This is a genomic window from Ramlibacter sp. GCM10027632 (genome assembly GCF_042675325.1).
Lineage (GTDB): Bacteria > Pseudomonadota > Gammaproteobacteria > Burkholderiales > Burkholderiaceae_C > Ramlibacter.
This window is the reverse complement of the sequence record NZ_JBHTGW010000001.1, coordinates 80,355-94,734: the sequence shown is the minus strand read 5'-3', so window position 1 is coordinate 94,734 and position 14,380 is coordinate 80,355. Positions and strand designations below refer to the sequence as shown.

Below are 14,380 nucleotides of genomic sequence, written 5' to 3'. Positions count from 1 at the left end.
CCCCCCCCCCGCGCCGGGGCCTGGCCCGGCTGGCCGCGTGGCTGCCTGCGGGGCCGCCTGCGCCCCTGCGGCAGGCCGGCCTCGCGCTGGGCCTCGCCGCTGCGGCGGTGGTGGCCGCCGTGGCGGGCGGTGTCGCGGCCGGTGCCGCCGGGTGGTGGGCAGCGGATGCGCCGCGTGGCCCCGGGGCCGCGCGCGGCGTGCGCGGCGGGGGCAGCGACGCGGCGGGCGGCGCCTGGGATGCCGGTGCGCGCGCCGTCCTGGCCGTGGCGCCGGGTCCCGGGCCGAGCAACCGGGAGGCTGCGGTGTCCCCCTCGGCCCTGCTGCTGCGGGACCACGCGGTCGCCTGGCGCGAGCTCGCGCGCGAGTGGCGGGCGGACCTGCCGGCGCAGGGCGACCCCTGCGCCGGGGTGGCCGCCGAGCAGCTTCGCTGCTTCACGCTGCCGGGGGCCAGCCTGGGCCTGATCCGCCAGCTCGGGCGACCGGGCATCGTGACCCTCGACGCGGCGACCGGCCGGCCCGCCTACGCGCTCCTGGTGGGGCTCACCGACGACAGCGCCACGCTGCGCGCCGGCGGCGTGGAGCAGACCGTCACGCTGCGCGCGCTGGCCACCCGCTGGCAGGGGGGCTGGTCCACCCTCTGGCGCGGTCCGCCCGGATATTCCGGCCGTGCGGCCGACCTGGACGAGGGCCCGGTCGTGACCTGGGCCTCCAGCCAGCTCGCGCGCGGCGAGCCGGGCGGGCGGGCCGAGGCGGTCGTCACGCAGGAGCGGGCGTTGCGCGGCCGCCTGCGCACCTTCCAGGTGGCCCAGGGGCTGCCGGCCACCGGCCGGCTCGATCCCCTGACCTTCATGCAACTCAATCGCGCCGCGGGCATCGACGAGCCGCGCCTGCGCACGCAACCCTGAGCGGGGCGGCCATGTCGTTCATCCTCGAGGCGCTGCGCCGCGCCGATGCCCAGCGCGAGGCCGACCCGGCCCGCGGGATCCACGCCCGCCCGCTGCCGCCGCGCGACGACGACGACAGCGACGACGACAGCGCCGCGTCGGCGCGCGCGCCGCTGGCCCGCCGGCTGCTGCCCTGGGCCGTGGTGCTGGTGCTGGTCCTGGCGGCGCTCGTGGCCTGGCGCGAGCTGCGGCCGCACGAGGCGGTGACCCGCTGGGCCGAGCGGGTCGCGCCGCTGGAGGCCCGGGCGGTGCGGGTCCAGGCGGGCCCGGAGGGGTCCGCCGGACCCGCCCACGCGATCCTGCCGCCGCCCGAGGCCGACCCGCCTGCTCGACGCACGGCGCGCGCGCCGGCCGGGGTCCCCGTGGCCGCCCCGGCCGTCGTGCGGGCCGCGGCGCGTGCGGCGGCGGGCACGGGATCACCCGTGGCATCGCGCGGCGCGTCGCCCCCCGCAACCTCCGCCGAGACACCCGCTGCGGTACGAAGCGCAGCACCCGGCCGCGGCCTGCCCGATGACGCGCCCCGGCTCGCCATCACCGGAGGTGTCCACTCGGCGAACGCGGCGCAGCGCATGCTGGTCGTGAACGGCCAGGTGGTGGGCGAGGGCGCCGAGCCCGCGCCGGGGCTGCAGGTCGAGGAGATCGGCGCGGGTGCCGCGGTCCTGCGGTGGCGCGGGCGCCGCTACCAGGTGGGGTATTGAATCGCCATGGCCCTGCAGCCCGCCCTCCATGCCGGCATTCGCCGCGCCCCCGCGCCCACGGCCACGCCCGACGGCGAGGGCCGGCTCGTGGTCGGCGCGCGGGTGCGCGCCAAGTGCGCCGAGGTGCACGAGTGCGACAGCCTGCTGGTCGAGGGCACGCTCGAGGCCGACCTGTCGGTGCGGCTGCTGCGCATCGCCGAGCGCGGCACCTTCAAGGGGTCGGCCGAGGTCGAGCAGGCCGAGGTGCGTGGCAGCTTCGAGGGCCGCCTCACCGCGCGCGACAAGCTGGTCGTCCATGCCACCGGCCGCGTGGGCGGCCAGGTCCGCTACGGCAAGCTGGTGATCGAGGAGGGCGGCAGCGTCAGCGGCGAGCTGTCGGCACTCGAGCCGGGGGCTGCGCCGGCGACAGGGGCGGGGGAGGGCGGCGGCTAAGATCATCCGCCTCGAAGTCCCCACGTTCCTCGCCTGCATGACCACGACCCCCGCATCCCCCACCCTCGCCGGCCACCTGCTGGTCGACTGCCTCGTCGCCCAGGGCGTGACCCATGCCTTCGGCGTGCCCGGCGAGAGCTTCCTGGCCGTGCTCGACGGCTTCCACGCGCACCGCGAGCGCATCCAGTTCATCGTCAACCGGCACGAGGGCGGCGCGGCCTTCATGGCCGAGGCCGTCGGCAAGCTCACCGGCCGCCCGGGCGTGTGCTTCGTCACCCGCGGTCCCGGCGCGACCAACGCCTCCATCGGCATCCACACCGCGTTCCAGGACTCCACCCCGATGGTGGTCTTCGTCGGCGACGTCGCCAGTGACCAGCGTGACCGCGAGGCCTTCCAGGAGGTGGACTTCTGCAGCTTCTTCGGCCCGAGCACCAAGGGCATGGCCAAGCGCGTCGAGCGCATCGACGACGCGGCGCGCATCCCCGAGTACGTCTCCCGCGCCTTCGCCACCGCCATGAACGGCCGCCCCGGCCCGGTGGTGCTGGTGCTGCCCGAGGACATGCTCACGCAGCAGGTGCAGGCCCGCGCGCTGCCCCGCGTGGAGGCGGTCGAGGCCTGGAGCGACCCGGGCGCGCTGCGCCGCCTGCGCGAGATGCTCCTGGCGGCCCGCAAGCCCTTCGTCATCGCCGGCGGCGGCGGCTGGACGCCGCAGGCCGCGCAGGCGCTGCAGCGCTTCGCCGAGAACTGGAAGCTGCCGGTCGGCAACGCCTTCCGCTTCCAGGACACCTTCGACAACGACCACCCGCAGTACGCCGGCGACGTCGGCATCGCCATCAACCCCAAGCTGGCCGCGCGCATCCGCGAGAGCGACCTGGTCATCGCCATCGGGCCGCGCCTGGGCGAGATGACCACCGGCGGCTACACGCTGCTCACGCCGCCCAAGGCGTCGCAGACGCTGGTCCACATCCACGCCAGCGCGGAGGAACTCCATCGCGTCTACCAGGCCGACCTCGCCATCCAGGCCAGCATGAGCGCGGCGGCGCGCTCGCTCGAGGTGCTCACCGCCCCGCCCGAGCTGCCCTGGGCGGAATGGACCGCCGCGGCCCATGCGGACTACCTCGGCAACCTGCAGCCGCAGGCCCTGCCGGGCGACATCGACATGGCGGCCATCATGGGCGTCGTGCAGAGGCTGCTGCCGCGCGATGCGGCCGTCACCAACGGCGCCGGCAACTTCGCCACCTGGCTGCACCGCTTCTACCGCCACCCGGGCCTGGCGCGCGGCCACAAGATCCAGCTCGCGCCCACCAGCGGCGCCATGGGCTACGGGGTGCCCGCGGGCATCGCCGCCAACCTGGTGACCGGCCGCACCGCCTTCACCATCGCCGGCGACGGCGACTTCCTCATGAACGGCCAGGAGCTGGCCACGGCGACGCAGTACGGCGCCAAGTCGATCATCGTCATCCTGAACAACGGCATGCTCGGCACCATCCGCATGCACCAGGAGCGCGAGTACCCCACGCACGTGCAGGCCACCGGCCTGGTCAACCCGGATTTCGTCGCGATGGCGCGGGCCTTCGGCTGGGCGGGCGAGCGGGTGGAGCGCACCGGGCAGTTCGAGCCGGCGCTGCGCGCGGCGCTGGACCGGCGCGAGGGCACGGTGATCGAGGTGATGCTGGACCCCGAGGTCCTGACCACCCGCGGCACGCTCAGCGCGCTGCGCGAGGCGGCGCTGAAGCGCTAGGGTATGTCATCGGATTCCCCGGGCCCGGGGAATTCGATGACACACCCTAGTCCTTTCGGTGGGGGCGCGCCTCGCGCGGCCCCTGCGAAACAGCAATGAAAAAGGGCCCCGTGGGGCCCTTTTCGACGTGTGGCGCGAGGCAAAAAGCCCCGTGGGGCCCTTTTCGTCGTGCAGCGCGAGGCTTACTTGACGTGCTTGCCGATCAGGCCAGCCATCTCGAACATCGAGACCTGGGCCTTGCCGAACAGCTCCTTGAGCTTGGCATCGGCGTTGACCATGCGCTTGTTCACGGCGTCCTGCAGCTTGTTCTTCTTGATGTAGGCCCACAGCTTCGAGACGATCTCGGTGCGGGGCAGGGGGTTGCCACCCACCACGGCGGCCAGGGCGGCGCTGGGGGTCAGGGGCTTCATGAACGCGGCGTTCGGGGTGCGCTTCTTGGCGGGGGCCTTCTTCGCGGCAGCCTTCTTGGCGGGAGCGGCCTTCTTGGCGGGAGCGGCCTTCTTGGCAGCGACCTTCTTCGCGGGAGCGGCGGCCTTCTTGGCCGGAGCGGCCTTCTTCGCGGGGGCGGCGGCCTTCTTGGCGGCGACCTTCTTGGCCGGGGCTGCAGCCTTCTTGGCCGGGGCGGCCTTCTTCGCGGCGGGCTTCTTGGCCGGAGCCGCCTTCTTGGCGGGGGCGGCGGCCTTCTTCACGGGAGCGGCTTTCTTTGCCGCGGCTTTCTTCGCAGTTGCCATGATCGAAATTCCTTCTAGAAGTTGATTGATCACCACAGCGGACGCGAGTCCCCGATGGCATTTCGAATGCTAAGGGAGAAAAAACGCGTTTCCAAGCGAAAACAGGCTTTTTTCATTGGGAGATGTCGTTTTTTTTCATTGGTGCGACACCGTGTTTTCCCTCTGGAGATGAGCCGCTAACGACGCCCGCTGGCCGTCGCCAGCACCACCCCGGCGAGCGATACCGCGAGGGCCAGCAACTGGGCCGCGCCCATCGGCTCGCCCAGGGCGAGCACGCCCACGAGCGCGGCGGACACCGGCAGCATCACGGTGAACACGCCGGCCTTCGCGGCGGGTACGGTGCGCAGCCCCGTCATCCACAGCCACACGGTCCACACGCTGGCCGCCAGCCCGTAGAACACGAGCAGGGCCCACTGGCCCGGCGTGACGCGGGCGAAGTCGAACGACAGCGCTTGCCACAGCCCGAAGGGCGTGACCAGCGCAAGGCCCCAGAGGTTGATCAGGGCGGTGATGCGGCGCGGCCCCAGCGCGCCGGTGAGCGACTTGCCGATCACCGCGTAGGCGGCCTCGCACAGCACGGCGCCGAACACCAGCAGGTTGCCCAGCCAGGCCTGCGGCCCCGCGGCGGCGCTGCCGGCGGGCTGCCGTGCCAGGGCGAGCAGGGCGATGCCGGCCGCGGCGCAGGCGATCGCGGCCGCCGTGCTTCGCGTGATGCGCTCGCCGAGGAAGACGCGGCTCAGGAGAGCCACCACCGCGGGGATCGCGGCCATGATCACGCCGGCCGAGACCGCGCTGGTCATGCTCACGCCGAACAGCATGCACACCGAGAAGAGGAAGTTGCCGAGAAAGGACTCGAGGAACACGAGGGCCCGCGTGCGCGGCGTCATCGGCGGTTCCGAGGCCGGGCGCGGCACCCAGTGCCACATGGCCAGCGCCCCGATGCCGAAGCGCAGCCACGCCAGCAGCATCACCGGGAAGGCCGCCACGAGCGGGCGCGACAGCGCGACATAGGCGCCGACCAGCGCCATGCTCAGGGCGAGGCAGGCGTAGGCGACGGGGCGTGGGGGGCGGCGCGTGCTCATGCGGTGCCGATCATGCCTGCGCGCAGGGGCGCATTTCAGATCTTGGCAGGCGTTTCGCATCGTGAGAAATGAGTGATGGTGCGCCGCCGCAATTTTTCTCAATATAAGAAGTTGCATTCCGTATTGAGGAATGTGATATGCAAGTCATTGATTTTCAATGAAAAAATATTTTGTCTTGTATAAGACATAAGAGATTGGTCAAGTCTTCTACAAGACTTAGAGTGGATCCCAGCGATTCACTCATTCCAACCATCTCATCAAGGAGCGTTTCATGACCCACTGGACCCACCTGACCCGTGAACAGCAGATTGCCCAGCTCGAAAAGGACTGGGCCGAGAACCCGCGCTGGAAGGGGATCAAGCGCGGCTACTCCGCGGCCGACGTGGTGCGCCTGCGCGGCTCGCTCCAGATCGAGAACACGCTGGCCCGCCGCGGCGCCGAGAAGCTCTGGGACCTGGTCAACGGCGGCGCGGCCAAGGGCTACGTGAACGCCTTCGGCGCCATCACCGCCGGCCAGGCCATGCAGCAGGCCAAGGCCGGCCTGGAGGCCGTGTACCTGTCCGGCTGGCAGGTCGCTGCCGACGGCAACACCTCCGAGACCATGTACCCCGACCAGTCGCTGTACGCCTACGACTCGGTGCCCACCATGGTCCGCCGCATCAACAACACCTTCAAGCGTGCCGACGAGATCCAGTGGTCGCGCGGCATCGGCCCTGGCGACAAGGACTACATCGACTACTTCCTGCCCATCGTGGCCGATGCCGAAGCCGGCTTCGGCGGCGTGCTCAACGCCTACGAGCTGATGAAGAACATGATCGCCGCCGGCGCCGCCGCTGTTCACTTCGAGGACCAGCTGGCCGCGGTGAAGAAGTGCGGCCACATGGGCGGCAAGGTGCTGGTGCCCACGCAAGAAGCCTGCGAGAAGCTGATCGCCGCGCGCTTCGCCGCCGACGTGATGGGCGTGCCCACCATCGTGCTGGCCCGCACCGACGCCGAGGCCGCGAACCTGCTCACCTCGGACCATGACGCCAACGACAAGCCGTTCCTGACCGGCGAGCGCACCCAGGAGGGCTTCTACCGCGTGAAGAACGGCCTGGAGCAGGCGATCAGCCGCGGCGTGGCCTATGCCGACTACGCCGACCTGGTGTGGTGCGAGACCGGCACGCCCGACCTGGGCTTCGCCCGCGAGTTCGCCCAGGCCGTGCATGCCAAGCACCCCGGCAAGCTGCTGTCGTACAACTGCTCGCCCTCGTTCAACTGGCGCAAGAACCTCGACGACAAGACCATCGCCGAGTTCCAGGAGAAGCTCTCCGAGATGGGCTACAAGTACCAGTTCATCACCCTGGCCGGCATCCACGTCAACTGGTACAACACCTTCAAGTTCGCCCACGCCTATGCCCGCGGCGAAGGCATGAAGCACTACGTGGAGATGGTGCAGGAACCCGAGTTCAAGGCGCGCGAGCAGGGCTACACCTTCGTGTCGCACCAGCAGGAAGTCGGCGCCGGCTACTTCGACGACGTGACCACCGTGATCCAGGGCGGTTCGTCCTCCGTGAAGGCCCTGACCGGCTCCACCGAGGAAGAACAGTTCCACTGATTTCCAAGGAGTCCGCCTGAGGCGGCGAGGAGACATGCCCGCCGGCGTCCTGCCGGCGGGCTTTTTCCATGCGGCGGTTAAAATCCGGCGTCTCCAATCCACAAGGGCGAGAAAGGCACACCGGTTATGACACCGCGAACTACGCACGAGGACACCATCTCCTGATGGCGGCCTAGTCGCGTTCGTCCGGTCCACCGGGCCCCCAAACAAAGCGCGGCACCCGACCGCGCTTTTTCTTTTCTCCCCCGAAGCACCTGAACACCATGATCCAAGTCACGCTCCCCGACGGCTCCAAACGCGACTACCCCGGCCCGGTCACGGTGGCCGAGGTCGCCGCCTCCATCGGCGCCGGCCTGGCCAAGGCCGCCCTGGCCGGCAAGGTCGACGGCAAGGTCGTCGACACCAGCTTCGTGATCGACCACGACGCGCCGCTGTCCATCGTCACCGCCAAGGACGCCGACGGCCTGGAGGTGATCCGCCACTCCACCGCCCACCTGCTCGCGTACGCGGTCAAGGAGCTGTTCCCCGACGCGCAGGTCACCATCGGCCCGGTCATCGAGCACGGCTTCTACTACGACTTCTCGTACAAGCGTCCCTTCACGCCCGAGGACCTGGCCGCCATCGAGAAGCGCATGTCCGAGCTGGCCGCGAAGGACGAGCCCGTGGTGCGCCGCGTGCTCCCGCGCGACGAGGCCGTGGCCTACTTCAAGGGCATCGGCGAGCACTACAAGGCCGAGATCATCGCCAGCATCCCCGCCAACGAGGACGTGAGCCTGTACCGCGAGGGCGCCTTCGAGGACCTGTGCCGCGGCCCCCACGTGCCCTCCACCGGCAAGCTCAAGCACTTCAAGCTGATGAAGGTGGCCGGCGCGTACTGGCGCGGCGACCACCGCAACGAGATGCTCCAGCGCGTCTACGGCACGGCCTGGGCGAGCAAGGAGGACCTGCAGCAGTACCTCACGATGCTGGAGGAGGCTGAGAAGCGTGACCACCGCAAGCTGGGCCGCGAGCTGGACCTGTTCCACATCGACGACCACGCCCCTGGCGTCGTCTTCTGGCACCCCAAGGGCTGGACCGTGTGGCAGGAGGTGGAGCAGTACATGCGCCGCGTCTACCGCGACAACGGCTACCAGGAGGTCAAGGGCCCGCAGCTGCTGGACAAGACCCTGTGGGAGAAGACCGGCCACTGGGACAAGTACCGCGAGAACATGTTCACCACGGAGTCGGAGAAGCGTGACTACGCGCTCAAGCCGATGAACTGCCCCGGCCACATCCTGATCTTCAAGCAGGGCGTCAAGAGCTACCGCGACCTGCCGCTGCGCTACGGCGAGTTCGGCCAGTGCCACCGCAATGAGCCCACCGGCGGCCTGCACGGCATCATGCGCGTGCGCGGCTTCACCCAGGACGACGGCCACATCTTCTGCACCGAGGACCAGATCCTGCCCGAGTGCCTGGCCTACACCGCGTTGCTGCAGAAGGTCTACCAGGACTTCGGCTTCACCGACATCATCTACAAGGTCGCCACGCGTCCCGAGAAGCGCATCGGCTCCGACGAGAGCTGGGACAAGGCCGAACACGCCCTGATGGAGAGCCTGCGCGCGTCGGGCTGCGAGTTCGAGATCGCCCCCGGCGACGGCGCCTTCTACGGCCCCAAGATCGAGTACACGCTCAAGGACGCCCTGGGCCGCCACTGGCAGTGCGGCACCATCCAGGTCGACTTCTCCATGCCCGAGCGCCTGGACGCCGAATACGTGGGCGAGGACGGCAACCGCCACCGCCCCGTGATGCTGCACCGGGCCATCGTCGGCAGCATGGAGCGCTTCATCGGCATCCTGATCGAGCAGCATGCCGGGGCGCTGCCCACGTGGCTGTCGCCGGTGCAGGTGGCGGTGCTCAATATCACCGACTCCCAGGCCGAATACGCCCGGGAAGTGGCCAAAACGCTGCAAAATCAAGGGCTTAGGGTCGAGCTGGATCTGCGTAACGAGAAAATTACGTATAAAATCCGGGAGCATTCGCTGCAAAAGCTGCCGTACATCCTCGTCCTGGGCGACAAGGAGAAGGCCGCAGGCGCAGCCGCCGTGCGCGCCCGGGGCAACCAGGACCTGGGTGCGATGCCGATCGAAGCGTTCATCGAACGCATCCGCGACGACATCGCCCACAAGCGCTGAACCCATTGATTTTTTGAGGAAGCCACCATCGCTACTGATTTCCGCGACCGTCGCCAACGCGAGGAACGCAAGCACCGCCTGAACCGTGAAATCATGGCCCCGGAAGTCCGTCTTTCCGGGCCGGAGAACGAGCCCCTCGGCATCGTCAGCCTGCAGGAAGCCCTGCGCATGGCCGGCGAGCTGGACGTGGACCTGGTCGAGATCGCTGCCACCGCCAACCCGCCGGTCTGCCGGCTGATGGACTACGGCAAGTTCAAGTACCAGGAACAGAAGAAGGCGGCCGAAGCGAAAGCCAAGCAAACGGTCATCGAGATCAAGGAAGTCAAGTTCCGCCCGGGCACCGATGACGGTGACTACAACATCAAGATGCGCAACATCCGGCGCTTCCTGGCGGACGGTGACAAGTGCAAGATCACGCTGCGCTTCCGCGGCCGCGAGATCACGCACCAGGAACTGGGCATGGCGCTCCTGAACCGCATCCGGGACGACCTCGCCGACACCATCGTCGTCGAGCAGTTCCCGAAGCTGGAAGGCCGGCAGATGATCATGATGATCGCGCCGGGCAAGAAGAAGCCGGCGCCGGCTGCGAAGCCGGCCCCCGAAGCCCCGCAGGGCGCTTCGGCTTGAAGGTGGGCGGCGCCCCAGGGCGCCGCAGCCTGATCCGCAAGGATCCACAGAGTTAGTCGCCCCGGGGTTGGTCGCCCCGAGGCAACAAGTGGCTCGGGGCCCTCAAGTCCCTGGAAAGTTTCCGGGGCGCCTCACGAGCACAACCAAGAAGGAGCAGTCACATGCCCAAGATGAAGACCAAGAGCAGCGCGAAGAAGCGTTTTCGCGTTCGTCCCGGTGGCACCGTCAAGCGCGGTCAAGCCTTCAAGCGTCACATCCTGACCAAGAAGACCACCAAGAACAAGCGTCAGCTGCGCGGTGCCGTTGCCGTCCATGAGACCAACATGGGTCACATGGCGCAGATGCTCCCGTTCGCCGGCCTTTGATCAACTGACGAACAAGGAGTAACACATGCCTCGCGTCAAACGTGGTGTCACCGCTCGCGCCCGCCACAAGAAAGTTCTCGCCCTGGCCAAGGGCTTCCGTGGCCGTCGTGGCAACGTCTTCCGCATCGCCAAACAGGCGGTGATGAAGGCGGGCCAATACGCCTACCGTGACCGCCGCGCCAAGAAGCGCGTCTTCCGTCAGCTGTGGATTGCGCGTATCAACGCCGCCGCGCGTGAACTGGGCCTGACCTACAGCCAGTTCGCCAACGGCATCCGCAAGGCCGGCATCGCCATCGACCGCAAGGTCCTGGCCGATATCGCCGTCCATGACAAGGCCGCCTTTGCCGGCATCGTGGAGCAAGTCAAGGCCAAGCTGGCGGCTTGAGTTCACGTTCGGCGCTGATGCCTTCGGGCATGGGTGCCGGTCGCAACCAACCTGGACAGGGCTAGGGCTTGCAAGGCACTAGCCCTGTTTTTTTCTCTCCCATGAGCAACGAACTCGATTCCATCGTCGACGCCGCGCAGTCGGCCTTCGCCGCCGCCGCCACCCCGGCCCAGCTGGAGGATGCCAAGGCGCAATTCATCGGCAAGTCCGGCCGCATCACCGAGCTGATGAAGGGCATGGCTGCCCTGAGCGTCGAGGAGAAGAAGACCCGGGGCGCCGCCATCAACCAGGCCAAGCAGGCCATCGAGGCCGCGCTGAACGCCCGCCGCCAGGCCCTGGCCGATGCCGAGCTGCAAGCCCAGCTCAAGGCCGAGGCCCTCGATGTCACGCTGCCCGGCCGTGCCCGTGAGCCCGGCGGCCTGCACCCGGTGAGCCTCACGATGGAGCGCATCGAGCAGATTTTCGCCAGCATGGGCTTCGACGTGGCCGATGGCCCCGAGATCGAATCCGACTGGCACAGCTTCACCTCGCTGAACAACCCGCCCAACCACCCGGCGCGTTCGATGCAGGACACGTTCTACGTGGACCTCAAGGGCGAGGACGGCATCCCCTACAACCTGCGTCCGCACACCAGCCCGATGCAGGTGCGCTACGCGCATGCCCACATCAAGAAGCATGCGGGCAAGGCTGAACTGCCGGAAATCCGCGTGATCGCCCCCGGCCGCACCTACCGCGTGGACAGCGATGCGACGCACTCGCCCATGTTCCACCAGTGCGAAGGCCTCTGGCTGGGCCGCAACGTGAGCTTCAAGGACCTGAAGGTCGTCTTCACGAACTTCTGCCGCACCTTCTTCGAGAGCGACGACCTGAAGCTGCGCTTCCGCCCCAGCTTCTTCCCGTTCACCGAGCCCAGCGCCGAGATCGACATCCAGTTCCAGAGCGGCCCGCTGGCCGGTCGCTGGCTCGAGGTCGCGGGCTCCGGCCAGGTGCACCCGAACGTGGTGCGCAACATGGGCCTGGACCCCGAGCAGTACATCGGCTTCGCCTTCGGCATGGGCCCGGACCGCCTGACCATGCTGCGCTATGGCGTGAACGACCTGCGCCTGTTCTTCGACGGCGACGTCCGCTTCCTGCGCCAGTTCCGTTAACCCGATTCCGACCACACCAAGATGCAATTCCCCGAGTCCTGGCTGCGCGCGTTCTGCAACCCGCCGCTGTCCACCCAAGAACTCGCCGACACGCTGACCATGGGCGGCCTCGAGGTCGAGGACCTGCGCCCCGTCGCGCCCCCGTTCACGAAGATCGTGGTCGGCGAGATCAAGGAAGCCGTCCAGCACCCCAATGCCGATCGCCTGCGCGTGTGCCAGGTCGACGTGGGGCAGGGCGCCCTGCTGAACATCGTCTGCGGCGCGCCCAACGCCCGCGCCGGCATCCGCATCCCCTGCGCCCTGGTGGGCGCCGAGCTGCCCCCCGGCGAGGACGGCAAGCCGTTCCAGATCAAGCTGGGCAAGCTGCGCGGCGTCGAGAGCCAGGGCATGCTGTGCTCGGCCCGCGAGCTGCAGCTGTCCGAGGACCATGGCGGCCTGCTGGAGCTGGCGGCCGATGCGCCCATCGGCGAGGACATCCGCAAGCACCTGAACCTGGATGACACGCTGTTCACCCTCAAGCTCACGCCCAACCTGGCCCACGCCCTGAGCGTGTACGGCGTGGCGCGCGAGCTGTCGGCCCTGACCGGCGCACCGCTGCTGACGCCCGCGATCGAGCCCGTCAAGCCGGCGCATGACGGCCATGTGAAGGTCAAGGTGACCGCGCCCGACCTGTGCGGCCGCTTCACCGGCCGCGTGCTGCGCAACGTGAACACGAAGGCGAAGACGCCGCAGTGGATGGTGGACCGCCTGGCGCGCTGCGGCCAGCGCAGCGTGACCGCGCTGGTGGACATCTCGAACTACGTGATGTTCGAGTACGGCCGCCCGACCCACATCTTCGACCTGGACAAGATCCACGGCTCGTTGCACGTGCGCTGGGCCCGGGCCGGCGAGCAGCTCAAGCTCCTGAATGGCAACACCGTGAGCCTGGACGAGAAGGTCGGCGTGATCGCCGACGACGTGCAGGTCGAGTCCCTGGCCGGCATCATGGGCGGCGACTCCACCGCCGTCTGCGACGACACGCGCCACGTGTATGTCGAGGCCGCCTTCTGGTTCCCCCAGGCCATCCAGGGCCGCTCGCGCGGCTTCAACTTCTCCACCGACGCCGGCCACCGCTTCGAGCGCGGCGTGGACCCGAGCCTGACGGTGGAACACGTCGAGCACATCACCCGCCTGGTGCAGGAGATCTGCGGCGGCGAGGCAGGCCCGATCGACGACACCGTGGTCGGCCTGCCCGAGCGCACGCCCGTCACGCTGCGCGCCTCGCGCGCCGCCAAGGTGATCGGCATGCCGCTCACGGTCGAACAGTGCCGCGGGGCCCTGGCCCGCCTCGGCCTGGAGGTCGCCGTCGACGGCGACCTCCTCACCGTCACGCCGCCACCGCACCGCTTCGACCTCGCCATCGAGGAGGACCTGATCGAGGAAGTGGTGCGCATCATCGGCTACGAGAACCTGCCGACCACGCCGCCGCTGGCCCCCATCGTGGCGCGCCCGGCGACCGAGTCGCGCCGCAGCCGCTTCGCCGTGCGCCGCCTGCTGGCCTCGCTGGGCTACCAGGAAACCATCAACTTCAGCTTCGTCGAGGAAGCGTGGGAGCGAGACCTCGCCGGCAACGCCAACCCGGTCAAGCTGCTGAACCCCATCGCCAGCCAGATGTCGGTCATGCGTTCGTCGCTGGTCGGCTCGCTGCTGCAGGTGCTGCGCCACAACCTGGACCGCAAGGCCGACCGGGTGCGCGTGTTCGAACTGGGCCGCGTCTTCCTGCGGGACGACGCTGTCACCACGACGGACACCACCGTGCGCGGCGTGCGCCAGCCGATGCGCGTGGCCGGCCTGGCCTATGGCCCGGTGGACGGCCTGCAGTGGGGCCGCAAGGGCCAGGGCAGCGCCGACTTCTTCGACCTCAAGGGCGACGTCGAGACGCTACTGTCCCCGCTGCAGGCGCAGTTCCGCGCCACCGAGCACCCCGCGCTGCACCCCGGCCGCTGTGCCAGCATCTGGGTCGACGGCGTCGAGATCGGCGTGCTGGGCGAGCTGCATCCGCGCTGGCGCCAGCAGTGGGAGCTGCCCGGCGCCCCGCTGGTGTTCGAGCTGGACCTCGACGCCGTGCTGGTCCGCCGGCAGGCCGCCTTCGAGCCGGTGCCGCGTTTCCAGCCCGCCGAGCGTGACCTCGCGGTGATCGTGGCCGATGCCGTCACGCACGACGCGCTGATGGCCGCCGTGCGCGGCGCCGACACCGGCGGCCTGCTGCGCGACGCGATGCTGTTCGACCTGTACAAGCCGCAGCAGGCCCAGGGTGGACTGGCCACGGGCGAGAAGAGCCTGGCCGTGCGCCTGACGCTGGCCAGCCCCGTCGCCACGCTGACCGACGAACAGATCGAGGCGGCCGTCAAGGCCATCGTGGACAACATCGCCCGCGCCACGGGCGGCCGACTGAGGTGAATCGCGCCATGACCGAACTC

12 protein-coding genes and 1 pseudogene are annotated in these 14,380 nt (G+C 69.3%); 11 read left to right on the top strand and 2 right to left on the bottom strand.

Annotated features, from left to right (window positions below):
• From ACFQZY_RS00425 to ACFQZY_RS00410, 4 genes and pseudogenes are all read left to right on the top strand, one after another.
• Positions 1 to 905 (top strand): annotated as a pseudogene (locus tag ACFQZY_RS00425) (peptidoglycan-binding protein); the annotation flags it as partial.
• Positions 906 to 916: 11 nt separating this feature from the next.
• The gene (locus ACFQZY_RS00420) at positions 917 to 1,642 is read left to right on the top strand and encodes a general secretion pathway protein GspB (RefSeq protein ID WP_377411338.1); all 726 of its coding nucleotides are present in this window, start codon (positions 917 to 919) and stop codon (positions 1,640 to 1,642) included.
• Between the two features lie 6 nt (positions 1,643 to 1,648).
• The gene (locus tag ACFQZY_RS00415; protein WP_377411335.1) at positions 1,649 to 2,074 is read left to right on the top strand and encodes a polymer-forming cytoskeletal protein; all 426 of its coding nucleotides are present in this window, start codon (positions 1,649 to 1,651) and stop codon (positions 2,072 to 2,074) included.
• Positions 2,075 to 2,111: 37 nt separating this feature from the next.
• On the top strand, positions 2,112 to 3,815 hold the full coding sequence (locus ACFQZY_RS00410; protein WP_377411333.1) for a thiamine pyrophosphate-binding protein: 1,704 nt from the start codon (positions 2,112 to 2,114) through the stop codon (positions 3,813 to 3,815).
• A gap of 182 nt (positions 3,816 to 3,997) precedes the next feature.
• Here the strand turns inward: ACFQZY_RS00410 and ACFQZY_RS00405 are convergent, their stop codons facing one another.
• Positions 3,998 to 4,546, bottom strand: a complete 549-nt coding sequence (locus ACFQZY_RS00405) for an SWIB/MDM2 domain-containing protein (protein ID WP_377411330.1) — start codon at positions 4,544 to 4,546, stop codon at positions 3,998 to 4,000.
• Between the two features lie 176 nt (positions 4,547 to 4,722).
• Positions 4,723 to 5,628: a DMT family transporter gene (locus ACFQZY_RS00400; RefSeq protein ID WP_377411327.1), complete on the bottom strand. Its 906-nt coding sequence runs from the start codon at positions 5,626 to 5,628 to the stop codon at positions 4,723 to 4,725.
• A gap of 271 nt (positions 5,629 to 5,899) precedes the next feature.
• Between ACFQZY_RS00400 and aceA the strand changes: the two genes are divergently transcribed.
• The 7 genes from aceA to pheT all read left to right on the top strand — a co-directional run bounded on the left by aceA (position 5,900) and on the right by pheT (position 14,360).
• The gene (gene aceA / locus ACFQZY_RS00395) at positions 5,900 to 7,225 is read left to right on the top strand and encodes an isocitrate lyase (RefSeq protein WP_377411324.1); all 1,326 of its coding nucleotides are present in this window, start codon (positions 5,900 to 5,902) and stop codon (positions 7,223 to 7,225) included.
• A gap of 263 nt (positions 7,226 to 7,488) precedes the next feature.
• A complete protein-coding gene (gene thrS, locus ACFQZY_RS00390; protein ID WP_377411321.1) occupies positions 7,489 to 9,396 on the top strand; it encodes a threonine--tRNA ligase in 1,908 nt (635 codons plus the stop codon).
• Between the two features lie 27 nt (positions 9,397 to 9,423).
• Positions 9,424 to 10,023, top strand: coding sequence for a translation initiation factor IF-3 (gene infC, locus ACFQZY_RS00385; RefSeq protein WP_377412594.1), 600 nt, complete (start codon positions 9,424 to 9,426; stop codon positions 10,021 to 10,023).
• 161 nt (positions 10,024 to 10,184) lie between these two features.
• Complete coding sequence (gene rpmI / locus ACFQZY_RS00380; RefSeq protein ID WP_013519334.1) at positions 10,185 to 10,388, top strand: 50S ribosomal protein L35; 204 nt, start codon at positions 10,185 to 10,187, stop codon at positions 10,386 to 10,388.
• Positions 10,389 to 10,413: 25 nt separating this feature from the next.
• Positions 10,414 to 10,773 (top strand): 50S ribosomal protein L20, encoded by a 360-nt coding sequence (rplT, locus tag ACFQZY_RS00375; protein ID WP_377411317.1) that lies wholly within the window; start codon positions 10,414 to 10,416, stop codon positions 10,771 to 10,773.
• 101 nt (positions 10,774 to 10,874) lie between these two features.
• Entirely contained in the window at positions 10,875 to 11,921 is a 1,047-nt protein-coding gene (pheS, locus tag ACFQZY_RS00370) for a phenylalanine--tRNA ligase subunit alpha (protein ID WP_377411314.1), read from the top strand.
• Between the two features lie 21 nt (positions 11,922 to 11,942).
• Positions 11,943 to 14,360 carry a phenylalanine--tRNA ligase subunit beta gene (pheT, locus tag ACFQZY_RS00365; RefSeq protein WP_377411311.1) on the top strand — a complete coding sequence of 806 codons (2,418 nt, stop codon included), beginning with the start codon at positions 11,943 to 11,945 and terminating at the stop codon, positions 14,358 to 14,360.
• Positions 14,361 to 14,380 lie beyond the last annotated feature (20 nt).